General features: G+C 69.6%; 30 protein-coding genes. 11 read left to right on the top strand and 19 right to left on the bottom strand.

Features of this window, described 5'->3' with window-relative positions; translation table 11 throughout:
• Positions 1 to 12: 12 nt before the first annotated feature.
• The gene (locus tag EF387_RS34265; RefSeq protein ID WP_128380489.1) at positions 13 to 327 is read left to right on the top strand and encodes a hypothetical protein; all 315 of its coding nucleotides are present in this window, start codon (positions 13 to 15) and stop codon (positions 325 to 327) included.
• Positions 317 to 568, top strand: a complete 252-nt coding sequence (locus EF387_RS46810) for a hypothetical protein (protein ID WP_155589797.1) — start codon at positions 317 to 319, stop codon at positions 566 to 568. Before EF387_RS34265 ends, EF387_RS46810 begins: the two co-directional genes overlap by 11 nt.
• An 82-nt stretch (positions 569 to 650) precedes the next feature.
• Here the strand turns inward: EF387_RS46810 and EF387_RS34275 are convergent, their stop codons facing one another.
• Positions 651 to 998 (bottom strand): hypothetical protein, encoded by a 348-nt coding sequence (locus EF387_RS34275; protein ID WP_128380491.1) that lies wholly within the window; start codon positions 996 to 998, stop codon positions 651 to 653.
• Between the two features lie 89 nt (positions 999 to 1087).
• On the opposite strand from EF387_RS34275, the gene EF387_RS34280 reads away from it, so the two are divergent.
• Together EF387_RS34280 and EF387_RS34285 are read left to right on the top strand one after the other, a co-directional pair.
• Positions 1088 to 1378 carry a heavy metal-binding domain-containing protein gene (locus tag EF387_RS34280; protein WP_128380492.1) on the top strand — a complete coding sequence of 97 codons (291 nt, stop codon included), beginning with the start codon at positions 1088 to 1090 and terminating at the stop codon, positions 1376 to 1378.
• Positions 1379 to 1485: 107 nt separating this feature from the next.
• A complete protein-coding gene (locus tag EF387_RS34285) occupies positions 1486 to 2523 on the top strand; it encodes a tyrosine-type recombinase/integrase (protein WP_128380493.1) in 1038 nt (345 codons plus the stop codon).
• Positions 2524 to 2554: 31 nt separating this feature from the next.
• On the opposite strand, the gene EF387_RS34290 is transcribed toward EF387_RS34285, so the two are convergent.
• Complete coding sequence (locus EF387_RS34290) at positions 2555 to 3064, bottom strand: DUF4062 domain-containing protein (protein ID WP_128380494.1); 510 nt, start codon at positions 3062 to 3064, stop codon at positions 2555 to 2557.
• An 82-nt stretch (positions 3065 to 3146) separates the two neighbouring features.
• Positions 3147 to 3437 (bottom strand): helix-turn-helix domain-containing protein, encoded by a 291-nt coding sequence (locus tag EF387_RS34295; protein WP_238431850.1) that lies wholly within the window; start codon positions 3435 to 3437, stop codon positions 3147 to 3149.
• A 245-nt stretch (positions 3438 to 3682) separates the two neighbouring features.
• Here EF387_RS34295 and EF387_RS34300 point away from each other — a divergent pair, with 245 nt between their 5' ends.
• From EF387_RS34300 to EF387_RS34310, 3 genes are read left to right on the top strand one after another with little or no spacing between them, the layout of a single operon-like run.
• Positions 3683 to 3877, top strand: a complete 195-nt coding sequence (locus EF387_RS34300; protein WP_238431851.1) for a helix-turn-helix domain-containing protein — start codon at positions 3683 to 3685, stop codon at positions 3875 to 3877.
• The gene (locus EF387_RS34305) at positions 3877 to 8484 is read left to right on the top strand and encodes a hypothetical protein (protein ID WP_128380496.1); all 4608 of its coding nucleotides are present in this window, start codon (positions 3877 to 3879) and stop codon (positions 8482 to 8484) included. The genes EF387_RS34300 and EF387_RS34305 overlap by 1 nt, the downstream gene beginning before the upstream one ends.
• Before the next feature lie 15 nt (positions 8485 to 8499).
• Positions 8500 to 9036, top strand: coding sequence for a hypothetical protein (locus EF387_RS34310; RefSeq protein ID WP_128380497.1), 537 nt, complete (start codon positions 8500 to 8502; stop codon positions 9034 to 9036).
• A 538-nt stretch (positions 9037 to 9574) separates the two neighbouring features.
• On the opposite strand, the gene EF387_RS34320 is transcribed toward EF387_RS34310, so the two are convergent.
• From EF387_RS34320 to EF387_RS34330, 3 genes are all read right to left on the bottom strand, one after another.
• Entirely contained in the window at positions 9575 to 10243 is a 669-nt protein-coding gene (locus tag EF387_RS34320) for a class I SAM-dependent methyltransferase (RefSeq protein WP_128380499.1), read from the bottom strand.
• Between the two features lie 76 nt (positions 10244 to 10319).
• Positions 10320 to 10784, bottom strand: coding sequence for a glycine-rich domain-containing protein (locus EF387_RS34325; protein ID WP_202918450.1), 465 nt, complete (start codon positions 10782 to 10784; stop codon positions 10320 to 10322).
• 90 nt (positions 10785 to 10874) lie between these two features.
• Positions 10875 to 11267, bottom strand: coding sequence for a DUF6415 family natural product biosynthesis protein (locus EF387_RS34330; protein ID WP_128380500.1), 393 nt, complete (start codon positions 11265 to 11267; stop codon positions 10875 to 10877).
• Positions 11268 to 11379: 112 nt separating this feature from the next.
• Here EF387_RS34330 and EF387_RS34335 point away from each other — a divergent pair, with 112 nt between their 5' ends.
• Together EF387_RS34335 and EF387_RS34340 are read left to right on the top strand one after the other, a co-directional pair.
• Positions 11380 to 12624, top strand: a complete 1245-nt coding sequence (locus EF387_RS34335; RefSeq protein WP_128380501.1) for an NsdA family TPR-like regulatory protein — start codon at positions 11380 to 11382, stop codon at positions 12622 to 12624.
• A gap of 2 nt (positions 12625 to 12626) precedes the next feature.
• A complete protein-coding gene (locus tag EF387_RS34340; protein WP_202918451.1) occupies positions 12627 to 12947 on the top strand; it encodes a 4a-hydroxytetrahydrobiopterin dehydratase in 321 nt (106 codons plus the stop codon).
• Between the two features lie 66 nt (positions 12948 to 13013).
• Here the strand turns inward: EF387_RS34340 and EF387_RS34345 are convergent, their stop codons facing one another.
• From EF387_RS34345 to EF387_RS34400, 13 genes are all read right to left on the bottom strand, one after another.
• Positions 13014 to 13226 (bottom strand): hypothetical protein, encoded by a 213-nt coding sequence (locus EF387_RS34345; protein ID WP_128380502.1) that lies wholly within the window; start codon positions 13224 to 13226, stop codon positions 13014 to 13016.
• A 78-nt stretch (positions 13227 to 13304) separates the two neighbouring features.
• Positions 13305 to 13493, bottom strand: a complete 189-nt coding sequence (locus EF387_RS34350; protein WP_338058142.1) for a DUF397 domain-containing protein — start codon at positions 13491 to 13493, stop codon at positions 13305 to 13307.
• A complete protein-coding gene (locus tag EF387_RS34355) occupies positions 13466 to 14089 on the bottom strand; it encodes a DUF5753 domain-containing protein (RefSeq protein ID WP_128380503.1) in 624 nt (207 codons plus the stop codon). The genes EF387_RS34350 and EF387_RS34355 overlap by 28 nt, the downstream gene beginning before the upstream one ends.
• 398 nt (positions 14090 to 14487) lie before the next feature.
• Positions 14488 to 16593, bottom strand: a complete 2106-nt coding sequence (locus tag EF387_RS34365; RefSeq protein WP_128380505.1) for a cell division protein FtsK — start codon at positions 16591 to 16593, stop codon at positions 14488 to 14490.
• 86 nt (positions 16594 to 16679) lie between these two features.
• Positions 16680 to 16844, bottom strand: a complete 165-nt coding sequence (locus EF387_RS46815; protein ID WP_155589798.1) for a DUF6257 family protein — start codon at positions 16842 to 16844, stop codon at positions 16680 to 16682.
• 2 nt (positions 16845 to 16846) lie between these two features.
• The gene (locus EF387_RS34370) at positions 16847 to 17188 is read right to left on the bottom strand and encodes a hypothetical protein (RefSeq protein WP_128380506.1); all 342 of its coding nucleotides are present in this window, start codon (positions 17186 to 17188) and stop codon (positions 16847 to 16849) included.
• Positions 17185 to 17358: a hypothetical protein gene (locus EF387_RS47610; protein ID WP_202918452.1), complete on the bottom strand. Its 174-nt coding sequence runs from the start codon at positions 17356 to 17358 to the stop codon at positions 17185 to 17187. The genes EF387_RS34370 and EF387_RS47610 overlap by 4 nt, the downstream gene beginning before the upstream one ends.
• A complete protein-coding gene (locus EF387_RS34375; protein ID WP_128380507.1) occupies positions 17355 to 18263 on the bottom strand; it encodes a DUF2637 domain-containing protein in 909 nt (302 codons plus the stop codon). The genes EF387_RS47610 and EF387_RS34375 overlap by 4 nt, the downstream gene beginning before the upstream one ends.
• The gene (locus tag EF387_RS34380; RefSeq protein WP_128380508.1) at positions 18260 to 18472 is read right to left on the bottom strand and encodes a hypothetical protein; all 213 of its coding nucleotides are present in this window, start codon (positions 18470 to 18472) and stop codon (positions 18260 to 18262) included. The genes EF387_RS34375 and EF387_RS34380 overlap by 4 nt, the downstream gene beginning before the upstream one ends.
• Complete coding sequence (locus EF387_RS34385) at positions 18469 to 18846, bottom strand: DUF6907 domain-containing protein (RefSeq protein ID WP_128380509.1); 378 nt, start codon at positions 18844 to 18846, stop codon at positions 18469 to 18471. The genes EF387_RS34380 and EF387_RS34385 overlap by 4 nt, the downstream gene beginning before the upstream one ends.
• Positions 18843 to 19508, bottom strand: coding sequence for a hypothetical protein (locus tag EF387_RS48720; RefSeq protein WP_238431852.1), 666 nt, complete (start codon positions 19506 to 19508; stop codon positions 18843 to 18845). The genes EF387_RS34385 and EF387_RS48720 overlap by 4 nt, the downstream gene beginning before the upstream one ends.
• A complete protein-coding gene (locus EF387_RS34395) occupies positions 19501 to 20187 on the bottom strand; it encodes a DUF6907 domain-containing protein (protein ID WP_128380510.1) in 687 nt (228 codons plus the stop codon). Before EF387_RS34395 ends, EF387_RS48720 begins: the two co-directional genes overlap by 8 nt.
• 14 nt (positions 20188 to 20201) lie before the next feature.
• The gene (locus tag EF387_RS34400) at positions 20202 to 20684 is read right to left on the bottom strand and encodes a hypothetical protein (protein ID WP_162467258.1); all 483 of its coding nucleotides are present in this window, start codon (positions 20682 to 20684) and stop codon (positions 20202 to 20204) included.
• A gap of 203 nt (positions 20685 to 20887) precedes the next feature.
• Between EF387_RS34400 and EF387_RS34405 the strand changes: the two genes are divergently transcribed.
• On the top strand, positions 20888 to 21103 hold the full coding sequence (locus EF387_RS34405; RefSeq protein WP_128380511.1) for a hypothetical protein: 216 nt from the start codon (positions 20888 to 20890) through the stop codon (positions 21101 to 21103).
• Positions 21103 to 21642 (top strand): endonuclease domain-containing protein, encoded by a 540-nt coding sequence (locus EF387_RS34410; RefSeq protein ID WP_128380512.1) that lies wholly within the window; start codon positions 21103 to 21105, stop codon positions 21640 to 21642. The genes EF387_RS34405 and EF387_RS34410 overlap by 1 nt, the downstream gene beginning before the upstream one ends.
• The last annotated feature ends 113 nt before the right edge of the window (positions 21643 to 21755 follow it).

A 21755-nucleotide genomic window follows, 5' to 3' on the forward strand; every position in this document is an offset into this window, starting at 1 on the left:
GAGGGCTGGGCGATGGTGAAGGTCAGTGCGGAGAAGAAGGCTGAGGGTGCGCGCTGGCTCGCTCAGGGCAAGTCTGCCGACTGGGTTGGCCAGTGGTGCGGGGTCACGGCCGGGACGGTTCGGGCATGGCGCCGTAATGACCCGGCGTTCCGTGAGGTGTACGAGCAGGAGCTCGGCGGGTTGCGGGGGCAGGGTCTGCTGGCTGTGGCGGAGGGGCGTGCTGTTCCGCCGGCGCGGCTCCGCAGGAAGCCGGGGGCGACCACCCTCGAGGCGTTGCAGGACCAGGCGTTGGAGATCGGACGAAGGGAGGCCCGTCGTGGCCGATGAAACGTGGGCGGAGCGGTTGGCCGCTAGGGCGGCGGGCGACCAGGCGGCCGAGGGGGCGGAGCCGGTGGGCCGTTCGGGGTCTGCGTGGGCGCGTGTGGCGGTTGATCGGGCGCGGGGTGTGGATCCGGCTGCGGAGGATGTGGCGGCCGTGCAGCGGGGTGCGCGGCGGCCGAGGACGGCGTTCGAGCGGCGCATCCTCGAGCGGATGGGCTACACGAACGACGGCCCGGACGCCGCCTGACCATCCCGCCCGAGCGCCCGGCCGCAACCGCACGGTGGCCGGGCGCCGGCATGCCCGGAGCCAGTAGGCGCGAGCGCGGACGCTAGTCCTCCACCTCGGCGTCGAGAGACAGGGCGCGAAGAACATCGGCGGATGACACCTTGTCGCCGCGGTCGTGACTTTCGGCGAGGGTCACGAAGGCCATGGCGAAGGCCGCCGCCATCCGTTCGATAGCGGGAGGGAGTTCTCGGGCCACGAGTGCCGCTACGTCATGCGCCGTTGATTCCGCCGGGATCTCAAGCGTGGGCATCATCTCGGTGAGGAGCTGACCGATGACGTCCTCCGACGACTCCGGAGTTTCGTCCTCGGCGTCGTCTCGAATGAGCCGCCGTCTCTCCATGGCCTCCGTCAGGACGGCAATCACCCGCTGCGTGACCTCTCGCTGCTCCATGTGGGGAGCGTAGCTGCCGCGGCGGCACCGGTCGGCCGTATGGGTGACCTGCGGTGGCGGCCCGGCGGCGCGGCCCTCACGCTGGGGTCATGGATATGTACACGACTGACGCGATCCCCGATAGGGACGCCAAGCCCATCAAGACGGCCTGGCTCGTGTCGGTGTCGACGACCGGCGCAGTTGAAGGCGCGCTGCACGCTCTCGAGCAGGAGGCGACCCGGCAGAAGGCGGACGCGGTCGTCGGTGTCCGCGTAGCCGTTACCGAGATCTGCTACCCCGACTCCTCCGGGAGGTACACCCAGGGGCATGTCCGGTATGCGGTCTACGGGACTGCCGTGAAGCTCGAGCCAGCCCCGCGGCCGAAGTTCGCTATGGGTTGATGGCGGCACTCCACACTCCCGAGAGTCTGGGTCCCTAGGGATCCTTTCTGGCTCCTGATAATCTTTATTCTCTGGAGCGAGAGCGGGCCTGTATCGAGGGGGAGTTCGTGACTGACATTGAGAGGCGAGAGGAGTCAGCCGCGCCCACTGTCTGGCAGTTGTCGCCGGAGGCTCAGGATGCGCTCGCCGCCGGCCGTGCTGACTCCACCCGCCGGGCCTACGCCGAGGACCGCAAGGCGTACCTCGCGTGGTGCGCCGAGCGTGGCGAGCAGCCGCTGCCCGCGACGCAGAACCTGCTCGTCGAGTACGTCACGCACCTGACGCTCACCCCGCGCCCGCGCACCGGTCGCCCGTCGGCGCCGAGCTCCCTCGAGCGGATGCTGTCCGCCATTACGACCATGCACGCCGAACTCAGCCTGCCGAAGCCGGAGACAAAGGGCGCTCGCACGGTCATCGCCGGGTACAAGCACCGGCTGGCCATTGACAAGAAGCCCGGCGGACGGCAGAGGCGAGCCGAGGCTGCGCTGCCGCCTGCCTTGCAGAAGATGCTGGCAGTGCTCGACCGGGGCACTCTCATCGGCAAGCGTGACGCCGCCATGCTGCTGCTCGGCTACGCCGGAGCGACGCGGTCCTCGGAACTCGTCGGCCTCGACATTGACAGCCCCGTCGAGTGCGACGAGGGCTTCATGGTGCAGATTTACCGGGTGAAGATGAAGGCGTTCACCGACACGGCAGTGCCCTACGGCAAGAACCCGGCAACCTGCCCCGTGCGCGCCCTCCGCAGCCTGATCACCGCCATGCGGGAGGCGGGCCGAACCGAGGGCCCCCTGTTCGTCCGCATCGACCGGCACGGCCGGATCGCCCCGCCGATGATGCGGCACGGCAAGCCGATCGGTGACCCGTCCGGTCGGCTCACCCCCGACGCCGCCTCGGACGTCATCGAGCGCCTGGCAGACGCGGCCGGGCTAACGGGTCGCTGGCGCGGCCATTCACTGCGCCGCGGGTTCGCCACTGCGGCCGTGCGTGGCGGCGCAACGATGGTTCGCACCGCGCGGCAGGGCGGATGGGCGGACAACTCGCCGTCCCTGGCCCGCTACTACGACGAGGGTGATCCATGGGAGGACAACCCCGTCATGGGGCTGTAGCAGGCGCGCGCCGCACCCGGGTAACGCGGAGCTACGGCTGATGTTCATCCGCAACCTGGTTAAGGAGTAGATCCATCCTCGGCTTCAGTGACGCAGGCGTCGAAAAGGATCCGGTAAGCCTTCGATCTTTGCGCTGCAATTGCTCGCGGAATCTAGCCACTTGCCGGGCGCTACTGAGCTGAGGCTGCGGAACATCTTTGCTGCAGAAATAGATCGCCGCCCTTTTCCCTGCATCACGAAACTTGTCGATCTCGTGAACCGTCCCCGAGACCGAGTCCTTGGTCGACCTCCCGATCCGCGTGTGGAACAGGCCGACGAGAACGTCACAGTCGTTGAGCAACTGCCTGTCGATCACATCCTGTGTGTCGGCACGTGAATCCGGCCCCGCGTTGGTCTCCCAGCCGACAGGGAGCATGACGACCTTCCGGCGCGCGGAGTGAACGACGTTCCAGTGGTGAATGGCCTCCCTGACGGCTTTGCGCGCCAGCAATACATCGCCAGGCGATGCAATGAACACACGGACCACGTTTGCTTGGAACATGAACCGAGTCTGCCCGTGGCCGATCTCGGGTCGCGATTCTTGCTACGCCATCGGGGCACGCCGCTCTGCCCGAAGCGGACTTTCAGCCCACACGCCACGGATGGCTGCGTCCAGCGTCGTCGACTGCGCAACCGAGGAGCAGGGCCGCCTCGTCCCCGTCGAGCGCCAGGGCCGCGCACAGAGCGTTCGCAACGAGCAGGGACGGGCAGCGTGCCGAGTCCTCCAGCTTGCTGACGTAGGGCCGCCGCACGCCGGCCGCCGCGGCGAGCGCCGACTGAGACAGCCCGGCGCGTTCCCGGGCCTGGCGCAGCATGCTGCCGAGTCCCTGCGGCGGTATGCGCCGCTCCCGGATCATCACCATCACAACCCCCACGGGTAACGAATCAAAGGCGTTATCCCTAGTGCCGCCTTCACATCTATGGCCACACCCCGAGTTTTGGATCTACACTCCACATAGCCGGACACGGTCGGCAGGCACGGGTCGGAGACCCACAGGCACGGCGGGCGGGACGCCCGCAGGCTCGAGCAGGACGCTCACCAGATCGCCCAGGTAGGGCACGCACCTTCACGCCGCTACCTGGGAGCCGCTCAGTGGCTGTCCTCTTCAACGGTCCACGCATGCGCGATCAGCGCCGCCTCGCCGGCCTGTCCGCCGCCGAGCTCGCCGCCCGCATCGGCCGCACCACCTGGTGCGTGTACGGCATCGAGACGGGCCGCATGCAGCCCTCCCTCGCCGTTGCCGCCGCCGCAGCCGACGCCCTGGCGCTTCCCCTCGAGTCGCTGCTCCTCGACGACCTGAACGAGGCCGCCTGATGGCCGGCGCCTTCCGCATCGCCGAGGGTTTCGTCGAGGTCACCGCGGATGAGTCGGGTTACGACCGGGCCATGCAGCGGCTGCGGTCGAAGAAGAACACCGCAACCATCACCCTCGACATCGACGACTCCACCGCCCTGGCGAAGCTGCGGGAGTTCGCCCGCCAGCAGGGCCGGATCGTCATCAAAGCGGGCATCGACGCCGAGCTGACGCAGACGTCCATGCGCCGCGTACAAACCCAACTCGACCGCCTCACGCAGGACCGCATGGTCCGCATCCTGGCGACCGCGGACACCCGGGTTGCCGCGGATGAGATCCGCAACCTGACCAACCGCCGCCGGGTCCGGATCGGTGTCGATGTCGACACCCGGGTTGCTGCGGACGACATCGCGAACCTGACACGCCGCCGCACGATGACGGTGCAGGCGAACGCCGACGTGACGGCCGCTGCCGCACGGATCGCCACGCTCACCCGCGACCGCACCGTCGACGTGCGGATGAACGTCGACCGGTCCGCGATCAGCCTGCTGTCCAGCGTCGGCGGCGCGGCCGGAAGCGTCGGCATGCTCGGCTCCCGGTTCGCCGCCCTCGCCGGCGCCGCCCTCACCGCACTGCCCGCCGTCGCCAGCCTCGGCGCATCAGTCGCACAGATGGGGCCGGCGGCTGCCGTAGCAATCCCCGCGCTTGGCTCGCTGGCCACACTCGGCGCGACGCTCGCCGTCGGCATGCGCGGTGTCGGTGACGCCTTCAAGGCCGCGTCCGCCTCCAGCACCCAGACCGGCGCCTCCGTTGCCGCCACGGCCCGCGCGGTGGAGTCCGCGCGCATCAACGTCGCGCGTGCCGCCCGCTCTCTGCGGGAAGCGGAGGTGGATGCGGCCCGGCAGATCGCCGACGCTCAGCAGCGCGTCAAGGACTCCGCCGAGGACGTCCGCGACGCCGAAGTGCAGGCCGCTGCGGACCGCAAGGCCGCGCTGCGCCGGGTCGCCGACGCCGAGCGCGACTTGGCCGACGCGCAGGAGGACGCAACCCGGGCGCAGGAGGATTTGAACGAGGCGCGGAAGACGGCCGCCGACCAGCTCGAGGACCTCAACAACCGGCTCAAGAGTGCGGAGCTGGACCAGCGGGACGCTGTCCTCGACGTCGCCGAGGCGGAGAAGGAACTGGCCACGCTCAAGGCCAAGGGCGCCGCCGCGAACGCAGGCGACCTCGCTCGAGCACAGTTGGCCTACGACCGCGCCGTGCAGCGGCTGGCCGAGCAGCGGCTGGAGACGGAGCGGCTCACCGAGGAAACCGCGGCCGCGAACAAGGCCGGCGTTGAAGGCTCCGACACCGTGCGGGACGCGCACGACCGGGTGGCCGATGCGCAGCGCAACGTCGCCGACCGCGCCCAAGCCGTGCGGGATGCGCAGGCCGAGGCCGCGAACACCGCGAAGGAAGGCGCCGAAGCGGTCCGGGACGCGCAGGAGCGGCTTGCCCAGGCGCAGCAGGGTGTGGCCGACGCGCAGGTTGCCGCGTCCCGGCAGGTTCGTTCCGCGCAGGAAGCCCTGGCGGACGCGCAGCGGGCCGTGAACGCGGCCCAGACGCAGGGCGCGGCGCAGACGAACAAGTACGCGGAGGCGATGGCGAAGCTGTCGCCGAACGCACGCAGCTTCGTAGGTGCTGTGCGCGCCATGGGGCCGGCGTTCTCCGCGCTGCGGATGGAGGTACAGGACCGCCTGTTCCGCGGCATGGGCGCCTCGTTCACGCGGATGGCCACCGCGTCCCTGCCCGCGCTGCGCACGGGCCTGGTCGGCATGGCCGGGGTCCTGAACCGGATGGGCACCGGCCTGATGGACACCTTCACTCGCCTCGCGAATCAGGGCCTGCTGAAGCGGATGTTCTCCGGGTTCACCGAGGGCATGCGCCCCCTGGAGCGGATCCCCGGGCAGATGGGCGAAGCGTTCGTAAAGCTCAGCATTGCCGCCGCCCCGGCGTTCAAGCGGATCACGACCGCGGCCGGCGGGATCGCGGACCGGCTCAGCGAGAAGCTGAACAAGGCCTTCGAGTCGGGGCGCTTGGAGAAGGTCATCGACCAGGCCCTCGACATTGCTGTGCAGTTCGGGAAGCTGATCGGGGACATCTTCGGCACGCTCGGCAACATCATGGGTGCCGCCGCGAAGGCGGGCGGGGATGCGCTCGGCGGGCTCGGCGCCGTGTTCAAAGAGCTCCGCCGGATCACGGCGATGCCCGAGGTTCAGGCGGCGCTCACGTCGATCTTCAAGGCGCTCGCGGACATTGGGAAGCTGATCGCGGTCACCTTCGGCGCGGTCATCCAGGCCGTGTTGCCGCTGCTGGCCGCGCTTGCGCCGGTGGTGTCCGAGTTGGCGCAGAAGTTCGCGCCGGTCCTCGTGCGGCTCGCCGAGACTCTCGGTGCCGCGCTGATGCCGATCATCGAGGCGCTGCTGCCCGTGGTCGATGAGATCGGCACCGTGCTGGTCGGCCTCGTCGACATGATCATGCCGTTGTTGCAGCCGATCGGGAACCTGATCGCGGTCATCGTGAAGGCACTCGCCCCGGTGATCACAGTGGTGGGGGCGAACCTCAAGACGCTTATCGGCGCTCTTGTGACCGGGCTGGTGCCGGTCATCAACGCGCTGATCCCGGCCATCGGCATGTTCGGGCAGCTGTTCGCTGCGCTCGCGCCGATGTTCCCGCAGATCATGCAGGCGCTGGTGCCGCTCATGCCTCCGCTGGCGCAGCTCACGGTGTCCCTGCTGAAACTGGCCATGGGAGTTATCACTCCGCTGCTGCCGCTGGTCATCCGTCTCGCGGGGCTGTTCACCGGCATGTTGACGACTGCGATCACTGATCTTGTACCGGCGATCAACACCGCCATCGGCGGGATCACGAAGTTCGTCGACAAGGTCACCCAGGCCGTCAAGTGGATCGTCGACAAGTTCCAGCAGATGTACAACCGGCTGGTCGGGAACAGCATCATCCCGGATCTCGTCAACGGGATCATCCGCTGGTTCACGTCGCTGTGGACGGGCACGAAGCGAATCTTCACCCAGCTCAAGGACTGGGTGGTGAAGACGTGGTCGAACCTGTGGACCGGTGTCCGGGACCGGTGGAACAGCTTCTGGAACGGCTTCCGCAACTCCATCTCCGGCGCCTGGACGTCCGTCCGCAACAGCGTGTCCAGCCTCCGAACGTCCGTCTCCAACACCTGGAACAACCTGTGGAACGGCGCCCGCGACAAGATCACCTCGATCTTCAACACGATCCGGGACCGGATCAGCACCTTCCGCACGTCGATGCGGAACGCGTTCACCAACCTGCGGGATTCGCTGGGGACGATCTGGAACGGCGTGAAGTCGAAGATCGCCGCACCGGTCCGGTTCGTGGTCGGCACGGTCTACAACTCGGGTATCCGCCGGATGTGGAACAGCATTGCCGGGAAGATCAACTCGAAGATCACGCTTCCGGCGATCAAGCTCGGGTTCAATCAGGGCGGTGTGGTTCCGGGGCGGCGCTCAAACCGGGACACGGTGCCGGCGATGCTGGCGCCGGGTGAGCGGGTGCTGTCGAACACCGAGGTCGACCGGCTCGGCGGGTACCGGGCGATCGACGCGATGCTGGGCAAGGACCGTCCGACGCGCACGGGTGGCAACCCGACACCGCAGCAGGAGCAGCGCCGCCACCAGGCGCGGCAGGGGTTCGCCGAGGGCGGCATCGTCGGCACGATCACGGACATCGGCAAGAACATCGGCGGCGCGGTGTCCTCGGGGTTCGGCTGGGCGAAAGACCTGGTTGTCGGCGGGCTGAAGTCGGCCGCTCAGAAGGCCCTCGTGTCCCTGGTGCGGCCGCTGATCAACCGGATTCCGCAGTCCGGCATCGGCAGCCTGCTCCGCGGGCTGAGCAACCGCGCGGTGGACGGGATGCTGTCGTGGTTCACGAAGGAGGACAAGAAGGCGGTAGGCGGGCCGGGGGTGCAGAAGGCGCTGTCGTGGGCGCGGACGCAGAACGGGCTCCCGTATCAGTGGGGTGGTAACGGCAATCCGTCATGGGACTGTTCGGGGTTCCTGTCTGCGATCGAGTCGGTGATCCGCGGGGAGCGTCCGCACCGGCGGTGGGCGACCGGGGCGTTCTCCGGGAACCGGGGGCCCGGCGGCTGGGTCCGCAACCTGAACTCCCCCTTCATGATCGGCATCACGAATGCCGGGGTTGGTCACACGGCGGGCACGATCGGCGGGGTGAACGTCGAGTCCCGGGGTGGTGACGGCGTCATCGTCGGGAAGGGTGCCCGCTCCTACAAGGACGGCCTGTTCACGTCCCGTTGGGGGTTCGCGCCTGCGGCGAAGTTCGACACGGGCGGGCTGCTGGCCAAGGGCGCGACGATGGTCGTGAACGGCACGCGCCAGCCGGAGCGGATCCTCACCCCGCAGCAGAACGCCGCGTTCGAGCATCTGGTGTACGGCGGCAGCCCGGCCAGCGCGGGCGTGACCGTCAACATGACCGTGCAGAGTCTCACCATGCCGAGCCCCTCGGAACGGCGGCGGTTCGCCAACGAGATGGCTTCAGACATCAACGAGGCCCTCCGCAAGTGGAACCGGGCGCGCGACCGGTAAGGAGACAATCAGCGGATGGATCCTGAGCAGGAAGACGAGGCCGCGGTTCTCGCGGCGCAGGCACCCGTCATGCAAGCCGCGTGGGCGTTCGCCGGCGCCTACTGGGTGGACCGAGACATGCGGGCCGCCTGGCGGGCCGTGCATCCGACACTGCGCCGCTGCTGGGCTCAGGCATGGCTGATGCCGCTCATCGACCAGGCCCGCGCCGACGGGTACGACCCCGACGAGGTCGTCGAGGCGTTCACCGCGGACGACGTCGACCACGACCTGTGGCAGCCCTTTGCCCGCACCCAGATCAAACAGGACGCGACTCTGCCCGTTGACCGGGAGACGTGGGGCGTGAAAGTGAACCCCGACTTCGTGGCCCCGGACGTGATGCTCGTCCGCCTGCTGCCGGTTCCGGCCGGCGGCGTGATCCAGCCAGGCGAGACCTACATGTCGGTGCCGCTGCTCATGCGCTACGACGAGGGCGCCGGGTGGCGGCTGCTGAACTTCGTCTCCGAGCAGATCCCCGAACCGGGCTGGCCGCCACGGCTCGACAGGAGCAGCTGAGAGTCCCGGCTGTCACTGGCGTTGCCGTACCGGGGCGTCACGGGCGCTTCGGGTGTCCGGCAGGGGCGCGGCGTATGAATCCGTCCGACAGGGGAGACCCGTGCTCGTGTGCGCCCCCTGTGCCTCTCCGGCCAGCCCGGATTTCCGAAAACCGGCGTTCATGCGGGGTAGGGGATCCAGCAATACACAGAGGCCCCCGGTGCAGGCATTCCGGCTTCCCAACCGTCCTGCCCCGAGGGCCCGTTCCCAGGCGAACCTGGAAGGAGAAGCACGTGACCGTACCTCTCTGTGTGGGTTACCCCGAGGAGGGGCCCGCACACGGCGCGAACGAGTGGCATGACGTCGTGATCACTGTGACGATCATTGTGATTGTGACAGTGTGCGCCGGGCTGAGCCCCGACTGGATCACCGCCGCAGCTGCGCTCGTCACAGCCGCTGCCGCATCCGCCCGCAGGTAAGCGCAACCAGGCCCCGCCCGCCGCTCCGAGGGAGTCACAGGGCGGGCGGGGCCTCTATCGGTGGTGGTAGAGGCATTGAGTTACGCGCGGGCCTGCACGATCAGCGTTCCGACCTTCCGCCGCCCCGGAGGCGCGGCCAGCACTTCCGCTTGCACGTCGGTGAAGCCGTGCTCTTTCAGCAGGCTCTCCCACACGTCCGGCTCAAAGTCCCAGCGCTTCACCACGAGCGGGTCCTCATCCTCGCCGCGGGGAATGTACGAGGCCTGGCATCCGTAGCAGCCCTCGACAGCCGGCCGCTGCGAGAAGACGAGCGCGCCGCCGGGCCGCAGCCGTTCCCGGACCACGGGCAGGAGCACGTCCGGATCGGTGAACCACAGCGCCCCGTACACCGAGAACACGGCGTCATACTCGTCGTCCGTCCGGCGCAGGAACTCCACGGCGTCGGCCTGGTGCAGCACCAGCCCCGGCAGATCACCCCACCGTTCCCTGGCCGCGCGCAGCTGCGCGGGCGAGACGTCGACGCCGACGGCGGTCATGCCGAGCGTCGCAAGGTGCGCCGCATTTCCGCCCCTGCCGCACCCGAGATCGAGGACGCGCCCGCGGTCGGGCAGGGCGAGAAGTTCGGCGCCGGGGCCGTGGTCGGCGTACTGGGTCCAGTTGAACCACGTGGTCTCGCCGCGGGCGTTCACCGGCCTGCGGTCGGGCCGCTGGGTGGCGTAGGTGTCCCAGGCGGTGCGGGTGTCGGTCACAGGTTCTCCGCTCATAGGGCCAGCCGCCCGGTGTGAGACCGGACGGCTGGAGTGTCGTACAGGTGGTGCTGTGCTGTCAGGCGCTCTTCGGACTGTTCGTGCATCCGGCGTGGCACTGGGTGCAGTCGGCCACGTTCGGCCAGAGTTCGTCGTCTACTGCGTACCCGGCCGCCCGGATCGCGGACACGGTCCGCTCGATCGCAGCTGCCGCACCGCCTGGCATCTGCTCGTCGTCGTCGGTCGGGACGTGGTGGACGAACCGGCCCACGACTCGCTCGCAGAAGACGGCGTAGTCGACGGTGTGCAGGACGAACGCGTGCCAGCCGTAGTCGACCAGCTCACTCGGCGCGAGGGCCTGGTCAGGTTGCCGCCCGGACGCTGCGATGAACGCGGCGGCCTGGCCGACGATGCGGCGTGCGGTCGCCTCGCTGATCTCCGGGTGGTCGCTGGTGACCCGGCGGGTGAGCCGGTCAGCTACTTGGGGGTCGAGCAGGGTGATCGGGTTGGTGGTGCCCACGGGACGTTCTAACGCGATGGTCACGTTCTTCCTCCTCGTGTGGACGGTTGCCCTCTGGCGAGGGCGTGACCCGCCCGCCCCCTCACAGGGGTACAGGGACGGGCGGGAGTCTGGTTAGGCGTGTCCGCCGCTCAGGTTCTCCAGGTGGTCACACAGGGCGTTCACGGATCGGGCGAGCTGCTGCGCGTGGGCGATACCTGCGGGCAGGCCGTGGCCGGGCTGGTACGCCATCCGCATGCGGGCCTCGCGGATGCAGGTGATCGCGCAGGCCCGCGGCACGTCCTCCACGGGCAGCTTCTCGGTGGCGGCCTCGACCTCAGGGATGGCCACCATGATGTGACCGCGCAGCTGGAGGATGAGCGTCTCCAGCTCCTCGAAGGCGGGCACCTCGGCGTCCTCGGCGAGCAGACGGCGGGCGCTTGTGCGCATCGTCCCCACGTCGAGCGGAAGTTCGCCGTTCCCCGCGAGGGTCTCTTCTGTCGCGATCCGTGCACGTCCTGTAGCCATGCGGCGATGATGGGTGAGCACGGCAAGGGGCAACTAGGTCATGCCGTGGCCATCCGTGGCCACGTTGCGGCCATGGCCGGGAACGGGCGTGATGACACCTCAGACTGACCGTATGGGCCGCAACGACGCGTTGAGGGCGGCGAGGCTGCGGGTCGGCTGGCGGACTGTCGAGCAGGCCGCACAGCGGCTCACCGAGCACGGGCAAGCGCTCCTCGACGACCGCCAGTTCACCGTGTCCGCGCGCACCTGGCGACGCTGGGAGGGCGAGCGGCCCGGCTGGCCGGCCGAGGAAACCGCGATCGTTCTCCACGACGCGCTCGGCCGCTGGCCGGAAGATCTCGGATTCACCACCCCGCCCGGCTGGATCCGGCCCGAGCACCATGAAGAGGCAGATGTGAAGCGTCGTGCGTTCGTGTCCGTCACCGCCGCGGCGCTGGTCGCCGGCCCGGTTGCACCGCAGCACGTCGACCCCGCCCTGATCGACTACTTTCAGACCCAGTTGGAAGGGCACTATCGGGCGGACATGTTCCTCGGCCCGCACGATTTGATCGGCACCGTGTCCGCGCAGTACCAGCTCATCGACAAGCTGGTCCGCTCCGCGAAGGGCGAGACCCGCCGCGGCCTGCTCCGCATGGGAGCCGCGTATGCGGCGCTGGTCGGCTGGCTGTACCAGGACGCCGGCGACATGGACGGCGCGGCGTTCTGGCGCGGGGTCACGCAGGAGATCGCGATGCGTTCCCGGGACCCCCACCTGATCGGGTACAGCCTGGTCAATCAGGCGCAGGTCCGTACCGACCTCGGCGACGGGCACGCGGTCATCGACCTGTGTGAGGCCGCCCTCGACGACGAGCGGCGACTGGTGCCGAAGGTGCGGATCATGGCCATGCAGCAGCAGGCGCACGGCGCGAGCCTCACCGGTGATCGCACCGCCGTGGACCGGCTCATCGACCAGGCGGACGGGCTGCTCGCCCGCGTCGACGACGACCTGCCGTGGGGCAACGCGTGCCGGCGGACGCCCGGCTACCTCGAGGTGCAGCGCGCCACCTGCTACGGGCGGCTCGGCCTCGGCACGGAAGCCGTCTCTCTGTGGTCGCAGGTCCTCGACGTCGTCCCCGAAACCGCGCGCCGCGACCGCGGCGTGTACCTCGCGCGGCATGCCACCGCGGCGGCCGGCGCGGGCGAGCCGGACCACGCTTTGGAGATTGCCCGCAGCGTGGCAGACATCGCCGTCGAGACGCGATCCGCGCGGATGCGGCGGGAGCTGGTGACCCTTCAGCGAGCGATGCAGCCGTGGCAGGATGCCCCGGTCGGCCGGGACCTGACGGAGGTTCTGGCGCCCGCGATCGAGGGGAGCTGAGCGTGGCAGACGTGCCGGTGCCGCTGACCGAGGACGAGATCCAAGCTGCTCTGCAGTCCGTGCCGGGGTGGCGGCGGGAGGGTGACGAGATCACCCGCACGTTCGGGATCCGGTATCACGGCGGGGTGGCGATGATCGTGCACGTTGCGGACGTCGAGCGGCTCATCAGCCATCACGCCGACATTGATCTGCGGTGGGGCCGGGTGCGGTTCGGGATCACGACGCACGACGCCGGGCACAAGCTGACCGAGGCGGACTTTGATCTCGCCCGCCGTATCGACGCCATCGCGAAAGCCCACATGGCCGAACCCCTCGACGACTGACCCCGGACATCAGAGAGGCCCCCCGCGGCGGTCGTGATGACCGTGCAGGGGGCCTTGGTGGTCTTGCTACTGGCCGCGGAGCCAGCTTGTCGGAGTGCGCGCATTGGGGTCGCCCTTGATGTAGCGGGCGAACCGCGCAGCAAGCGCCTCGGTCCTGTCTGCCGCTGCGCTGACAGTCGCAGGGTTATCGCTGGCGCCGTGCGTGCCGCCTGCCAGTTGCCCGTACAGCGCCGCGGCGGCCTGTATCGCGGCGGCGCGGATTTCCTGGTCTTCGGTCACGCTGTCCCCTCCCCGAGTTGTGGCACGGACTCAGCGAGGATGCCCAGCCAGCCGCACAGTGACGCACTCGACCCCCGGCTAAGGCTGCTTCACCCAGTCGACGAAGCCTTGCCACGCGGGCTCAGCGAGCCGTACACGGGCGCCAGCGGGCCGCTTGGAGTCCCGTACCAGGACGCCCGTCTTGGGCCGCGCCCACTCCACACAGCTCCCGCTGTCGGTGTACGTGGACTTCGCCCATCTCAGCGGCCCGTCTTCAGTCTCCGACACAGCACCTCCCGCACGTTGTCGATCAGATCAAGTGACTTATCCGGCGGCAACGCTAGGCCGCACAGCCGTTCCCACGCCGTGACGTGAGCGGCAACATCATCCGGACGGGTGGAGATCACCGAGTTCGTCAGCGACTCCGTGAACACGGCCCTACGGCCGCCCGCCCGGTAGAGGGTGAACGGGCCGGCGAGCCCCGGGTGGGCGTCGCCGCCCTGCGGCAAGACCTGCACGCTCAGGGACGGCTGCAGCGCCGCCAGGGCGAGCAGGTGCTCCAACTGGTCGACGAGCGCCCCAAGACCGCCCACGGGCCGGTACAGGGCCGACTCGTCAACGACGACACCGATGCGGCGCCCCCCGGCCTGGCCGAGTTCGTCGATGCGCCTGCTGCGTTTCTCCGCGCGCGCCGCGACAGCCTCGAGCGGCAGGGCCGGGGTGGTGGCGTGGATCGCTGCCGCGGCGTACCCGAACGCCTGCAGCAGGCCCGGGATGAACAACGGCTGCCACACCTCGACGCTGTCCGCGTCGGCCTCGATGGCGGCCAGGCGGTGGATGTGGTCGCCGAGCGTCTCCGCAGGCGACTCCCAAACAGTGGTCAACGCGTCGTCCTCTCCGGCATGGGGCGGGTGCCCGCGGCATGGGTGCGGCGCCACGCGTTGTGGACGCGCCGGCCAACACGCAGCCGCAGCCGGTGGTTGTGGCAGCGCGGGCACATGCGGGGCTTGCCGAAGCGCTCGATTTCACCGAGGCCGCGGCAGCGGCGGCATGGGGCGAACGGCTTCACGGCACACAACACTGCGTAACCGCCGAGCCAGGCGGTGAAGGCGGCTGCCATAGCAAGCCACATGGGGTGTCTCCTCCTGCTGAAGTGGGTGTTTCCCGTTTCCCGGGGGCGCCCCTGCTAGACGCTAGATCGCTGATCACAGGGGCTTTGGGCTGCTAGCTGGGGTGCTAGACCTAGCAGGTGCGGGTGCTAGGTCTAGCAGCGGTGATCGGGCTAGGCGGCGGCCCTGTCGGCGTCACGGCGCGTGATGGCGGCGACGACGTCCGCGCGCTTGATGCCGCGCCGGTTCTTGCCCTCGCCCTCGTCGGTGGTGCCCCACACCTGGCCCGTTTTGATGCCCCACGGCTTCAGTGCGGCGGTGACGTTCTCGCCCGTCCACCCGTCGTACACGTCGGGCCGCAGCTCGGCGAGGTGGGCGGCGATGCGCTCGTTCCATACCTGCTCTTCGTCAGCACCGACGCACTTGAGGATGTCGCCGAGCAGGTCCATGCCGGCCGTCTCGGCGGGGCCTTCACCGATGGCGTGGCCGGTGATGTTGCCGTAGGCCTCGCGCATCTCCCGGGCGCGGGTAACGACTTGCTCGGCGGCCGGGGCGTCGATGAACGCGGAGGACACGATGCGCGGGTCGTCGCCCTCGCCGGACATCCAGCAGATGCCGAGGTCACGGCGGCTGAACATGGTGGCGCGGATACCGGACTTGTAGGCGCCGGTGCCCAACACCATGTCGTTGGCCTGGTGGTTCATCACCTTCAGGCAGAACCGCAGCACGGCGTTCGCCGAGATACCCGGGGGCAGCGACTTCGCGTCCGGCCGCTGCGTGGCGAACAGGCCGACGATGCCCAGGGCGGGCCCCCGCTTGGTGATGTCCGTGCAGATGGACTCCAGCTCGGCGCCATACTTCTCGTGCTCGAAGGGGACTTGGCACTCGTCGAGGCCGACGACGATCGGGTGCAGCCCGTATTTCTTGTCGCTGGCCAGGGCGGGCGTCACCTTGGACTCGGGGCAGATGGACCGCGGCAGGGACCGGATCACCTTCGCCCGGCGCCGCAGTTCCTCTTTGATCTCCCTCAGGGCGTGCAGGACGTACACGACGTCTTCGTCCTCGTCGCCGGCCCGGTAGCGGTGGCAGACCGGTTCGAGGGCGCCGAGGTCGCCGGTGCCCTTGAAGTCGAAGGCGTACAGGGCGGCCCGCGGGTCGAGTGCGGCGATCAGCAGGAACAGGCGGAGCAGGAAGGTTTTCCCCATCCTGGGGATGGAGCCGATGACGATGGCCGCGAACATCAGGGTCACGGTCACGGACGACATGCGGTAGTCGTTGCCGAAGACGACGGGCTTGAACAGGTCGACCTGCCCGTTCTTCAGCAGTGGCCACGCCGGCTTCGTCGTCTCGTTCATCGGCCGGTCGCCCACCCAGAGGACCATCCGCCCCTCGTGCCCGTCCGGGCCGTCGGGGTCGCCGGACGGCCACACGCAACCGACCTTGCGGCGCAGGCCGGAGGCGAGGGCTTCCCGCTTCTCGATGACGTCGTCGGGGGTGACACCGAAGGGAAGGTCCAGTTCAGCGCGGTAGCCGGGGCCGTCCCGGCAGATCTCGCCGATGTACTTCATGCCGTGCTGCTCGGTGTTGCTCCAGTTCTTCACGGCCGCGGAGATCTTCGGGTTGCCGATGGAGTCGAGGGCACGCAGCACGATCGTGCCGGTGAGCTTCTGCAGCTCGGTGCGCATCACGGCCGGGCCGATGACGGGCGCGTCCGGCTCCTGGCCGAAGTAGCCGAGGGTGAGGACACCGCCGGCCGCGAACGCCCACAGGAAGTCCGGGGCCATGACGTACAGCCACAGGGCGAAGCCGAGACCGAACACGGCAGCGATGACGGTGACCAGGCCGCGCAGGCGGACGCGGTTGCCGCGCAGGCGGGCGAGGCGCATGTACTCCTCGACGTCCTCGGTGCGCACGGTGTAGTCCCGCAGGGGCGCGGCCTCGCGGTCCCACAGCCAGCGGTTCGTCTCGGTGACGAAGCGGCAGGCTCCCCGCGGAGACATCACGGCCAACTGTGTGCCGTACCAGGGCAGGCGTACCCCGTGATAGAGGGAGGCGTACCCGAGGCGGGTGGCGGTGTGCTTCGCGGTGACTGCGAACTCGGTCCGGTCCTTGAGCCACGGGGGCAGGATCGGCTTGCGCCTCTCGGCGCGTACTCCGGGCGCGGGCAGGTTCGGGTTGTCGACGGGTACGGGCTTACTCGGTGTACCCGACGGTTCGGGTACGTCAGGTACCGGTGTACCCGTGTCCTCCTCTTTGGCGGGTACGTGAAGATCCGTCATGCTGTGTCCTCCGGTCGTTCTGTTGGGCGGTCCGGGACACGGGGCGGCCGGTGTACCTAGGCGGGTACGGCCGCCCCGTGGCGTACTTACTTGCCGTTGGCGGCCCGCTTACGGGCCCGGTCCTTGATGCGCTGGATGCCGGCGTCGATGTCGGGCTGGTCGGTGATGCCGGCGGCGGCCCGTTTCAGGCCCTTCATCTCTAGGCGGACGATGGCGACCTTCTCCGTGAACGTCAGCTTCGGCTCGGGCATGGTCAGTTCTCCTTGCGGGTGCTGCGCCACACGTCGCGCAGGATGAGCAGGCAGATCACGAGGGACACCACGGTGATGGCCAGGACTGACAGGGCGATGGAGAAGCCGACGAGGATCGCGACGATCACGAACGCGACGACGATCAGGGCGGCCAGGCCGAGGCACCCGCCGACCAGGTACGCGCCCCACGGATGCGCCTTGATCGGCTGCAACGGGGGCTGTTGTCGCAGGTCGGCGAGGTTAACCGATCGGGTAACCTGCGACGGCTGGACCGGCCACGCCCCGTACACGGGCTGGCCGTTCAGGTCGTAGCCGACGTGCGGCCGCTGTACGGGCTCGTTCACGACGTCCACCCCTTCGGCCGGCGCAGGTGCGGGCGGACGGCCAGACCGAGAGCGAACGCGACCACGACGGGCTTGGACGCCACAGCCGCGGCAAGGCCCACGACCAGCGACAACAGCGCCGGGTACACCACGAGTACGCCCAGAAGTACACCGAGCAGAAGACACCTCACGACGACACCCCCGTACCCGTCAGCTGCGGGAGCGCGGTACGGAACGCGTCCTGAATCTCCTTGGCGCGGGTCTGGCCCACCCTCAGCCGGTTCTTGATGTCGCGGATGGACGGCAGGTTCCCGTCGAGCAGCTGGCCCTTGAACTGCTCGGCGGCCAGCCCGTACCCGACCGCGCTCAGCGGGTTGCCGAACCCGTCGTCAGCGGCCTCCGGCTCGTCGGACTCGTCGGCCGCTTCCGTCTCCTCGGGTACGTACTCGGCGTGTACCTCGGCGCGGGTACGGGGCGGCGCGGCGGCGAGTACGGGCTCCGGGGCTTCGGGCCGCAGGGCGCGGCGCAGCTCTCCGGGGCAGTCGAATGTCGGGAGCAGCGCCACGCCCGCAGGTACGGCCTCCGGGATCCCAGGTACAGGCGCCGCGATCTCCAGGTACGTCTCGGGTACGGCGTCGGGTACACGCTCCATTTCGACGACCGGGGCGGCCTCGACGGGCGACTCGGCGTGTCCGGCGAGGGCCTGGTGGATCTGCCGCATGAGGGCGCCGAACGCCAGCAGGGCGGCCGTGGGCGGCACCGCGGCGACGGTGTACTCCAACAGCCCGGCATCCACGCCGACGCCGGCCACGTTCAGCGCGATGGATCCGCCGGATCCGACGATGGTCAGGCCGATCGCCCACCCGTCGACACGGCCCGCGAGGGCGGCGCGGAGCATGAGCAGCTCGCCCGCCACGATGAACAGATCGAGGGTGGCTGGCCATGCCCACGCGCGGATCTCTTTGTCCTCCATGCCGTGGGCCAGGGCGACCTCGGCGAGGTGTGCGTAGGACAGCCAGAACGCGGCGGCAGTGAGGGCGATGATGACGGCGCCGGCGGTGACGGCCAGGGCACGGGCGGGGTCGTTTCGGATCATGGTGCGCCCACCTCCGGGGCAGCGGCCCGCACCACACGGTGCGAGCTGAGGCAGATGCCCTCCCGGTCCTTCTGGGCGACAGCGTCGACCAGGGCGGCCATCAGGGCGGGAACGTGTGCGACGTGGCGGCGGACGGGCCGCTCGGCCAGGTCCAAGGCGCGCAGGGCGGCGTTCTCGGTGGGGCGCGGGATCGGCCACTTCTTCTTCACAGCCGCTCACCCCGCAGCCGTGCGGCCTCGGCCGCCACCTTCTCCAGCCGCAGAGCCGCCACCCGCAGACCCTGCACGACCTTCAGGGCGTCCGCGGGATCGAGGTCGAGGGCGACGTCCAGGCGCACGGACACGAGCGGGTGAGGCTCGGGCTGCAGCACCGCGTAAGGGGCGTGGGTGATACGGGCACGCATCACCTCGACCAGGCCGTAAGCGGCGGTCGCAGCCGAGGCCCTCACCCGCGCACTGTTGTGGGTGACGTCCGCAAGGTACGGGTTCGGCTGCCAGCCGTGACCGGTACACCACGCGGGTTCCGGGACGGCGACGAGGCCGTGGTCGACGGTCGGGATGGTCACCAAGCGGTTGCCAGTCACCGGTCCTCACCCCCGCGGCGGTTCTCGTCGTGGGAGCGCTGCGACGACTCGGTACGCGGCGCGTCCGTGAGCCACGGGAACGGGCGGATGCTGGCCGCAGCCTGGAACACGCGGATCGCCGCACCCTCCGGCGCGTCCGGCAGCGGATACACCCGCCCGCCCTCCAGGGAGGCGAGGAGACGGGCGCCGTGGTGCTCGCACCCGTCCGCGCCCGCGGTCTGCGCGTCGAGGACGGTCACCACGGGCGGCCCGTCACACGGCGTCGGGTCGTCCGGATGGGCGGCCGGGCACCGGTCGGCCGGCGGCCGGGCCGGGTACGCCCGGTCGATGGCCTCGGCGAGCGCGTCCATGGTGGGCTGCGCCTCGGGCGGGTATGCGGTGAGCTGGCCCTGCGCCTGGTAGCGGCCGAGCTCGATGATGCCGTGCGCGGATAGCCAGCCCTCGACCTCCACCCGCACTTCCTCAACGGTCAGGTTCTCGGCGTCACGGGCCGGGTCGACCTCCGTGAACCCGATCGACAGGGCGGTGAGCAGCTGCTCGCGGGTGAGCGCGTAGGCGACGTGCACGACGACCTCGGGAGTGCCGGCGTCACCGTCGAACGTCTCGGTGGGCCCGAAGGCGGGCAGCAGATGCTGCCCGCCCCGGATGCTGTCGTCAGCCACGGCCGCCCTCCTGGCGGGCGGAGAGCAGCGAACGTGCCTGGTCCTCACGCTCCCGCTGCGCCAACCCCGACGGCACGCGGAGCTCCATCGCCCCGGGCTCGCCGTGCAGCTCCACCGCGGTCACCGTGTCGGTCTCGACGACCGTCACCCCGAACGCCTTCAGCAGGTACGCCACCGGCATCGACGCGATGTCGACGCGGGACAACGACACCCGCCCCCTCTTGAGGTCTCCCCTCTGGCGGGCGTGCTCGTCGGCCTGCGCCTCAGCGAGCTGGTCGCCCAGCTCGACCAGGGCGTGCAGGTGGGCGCGCACCCGGCGGATCTCGTCGTCGAGCTCCAGCCGGTTCCGCAGGACCAGACAGACCCCGTTGCTGCCCTCCGGGGTGAACTCGACAGCGGGGCCGGCGTCGGGGCCGTCGCAGAACGGCCACTGCTGGATCCGGCCCACGAGGATGCTGCCGTCGATTCCCTCCCCGTCGTAGTCGAGGCCGACGGTGTCGCCCTGGTGCAGCAGGTCAGCCGGGTTGATGCCGCGCGTGACGTCGTCGGTGTGGTCGGTGGTGCACCAGGCGGGGCAGGTGGCCGTGAGGGACCCGCCCGTCTTCAGCGGGTAGGTGATGGTGCGCGGCTCGACCACGGGCGCCTGCGGCGTGGCGGTGGTGAAGGTGGTGTGCGTCATGGCGGTCACTCCCATCAGGCCGCGGCGGCGGCGAGCTCGGCGGGGACGGTGGTCTCGTCGGCGATCCGCTCGACCTTGAGGGACGGGGCGCACGCCTTCATCGGGACGGGGCCGAGGTTGTTGGCCTTGAAGATCGCGGTGATGGCGGCGAGGTCCGGGGTCTGCCGGGACGACGGGGTGCGGAAGACGCGCCACGTGCCGTACACGCCCGCGGGGAGGCGGTCGAGGATCTTCTTCGCGGCGCGCTTGCCGCGGTCGGCGCGGCGGGCCTGGTCGGCGGCGCGGTCGTATTCGGCGGCAGCAGCCTCGATCGTCTCGACGGCGGGGAGTTCGTCGGCGTTGTACACGCCGGCCGGGTCCGGGGCCTCGACGGCCTCCAGCGCTTCCGCCTCGACGAGAGCGGCCGGCTTGACGACCGAGCGGACCGCGTCGGCCACGGTGGCGACCAGACCGCGGACCGTGCGGGCGGCACGAGGGGACATGAGAAGGTGGATCACAGCGGGTCTCCTGTTCAGGCAGGTGGTCCGTCAGGCCCTCGGTCGGTGCTCGCTACACCGCCGGGGGCCGTTCTGCGTTTGGCCTGGTCAGCGACTTCTTGTCGTCAACTCAGTTACGAACAATGTTGACAGTACTCCCGCCCCATGAGACTGTCAACTCTGTTCCGTACTGAGTTCACAAGAGAGGTGACAGCATGGCGGTCATGGCACGAGACGAGATCCCTGAGCTCCGGGACCTGCGAGACGAGTACGACCGCGCCCGCGACGCCCTCATGGCAGCCATCCACAAGCACCTCGACCGCGGCGAAACGAACGCCCGGATTGCGCGGTCGGTGGACTGGTCGCGTGAGTACGTCGCCCGCATCCGCAAGGAGCGCGACGCCGCCCAGGCCGAGGAGACCACAGAGGGGGCGCAGTAGTGACGACCGCGCCCCCGCCCGGACGCCTGTACGGCAAGGGGCACTCCGAGAACGGCAAGCAGTGCCATCACTGGAGCGTGTATGGGTTGACCTGCCACGAGTACGAGGAACTCCGGGTCCGGGCTCGCGGCTGTTGCGAGATCTGCGGCGTCAGCGAGGACGACACCCATCGGCGGTTGCTGCTCATCGACCACTTCGAGGGCAACGGCTCCTTCTCCGTTCGCGGCCTCATCTGTGCCAAGTGCAACTCAGTCATGGCCTGCTTCGACGGTCGGAAACCCTGGGGCGCAAACCGGCGGTGGGAGGGAAAGGCCAGCGGCTATGTTGCGGTCTCTCGGCTGTGGGACGCATACGGGCGCATCTGCGAGCGACTCAACACAGACCGGACGAACGATCTGTTGGGCCACATGCGTGCCCGCGTCCTCGAGCACGGCGACGACCAAGACCGTGCCGACCTTGAGAAGGCTGAGCAGGAGCTCGCCGAGCGGCGCGCACGCAAGGGCGGCCGGCCAAAACGAGAGCCTGCGGCAGGCGACTGAGGCGGGCGCCGGCGTCTCACATTCGTCTCACAGTCCGGCCGCCGAACAGCGGCAAAACCGCAGGAACGCCGGACTGTGGCGGCCGAATCGCGCACCGAGCGGACACCATGGAC

Origin of the sequence: Streptomyces cavernae, assembly GCF_004023625.1 — a bacterium.
Classification (GTDB): Bacteria; Actinomycetota; Actinomycetes; order Streptomycetales; family Streptomycetaceae; genus Streptomyces; species Streptomyces cavernae.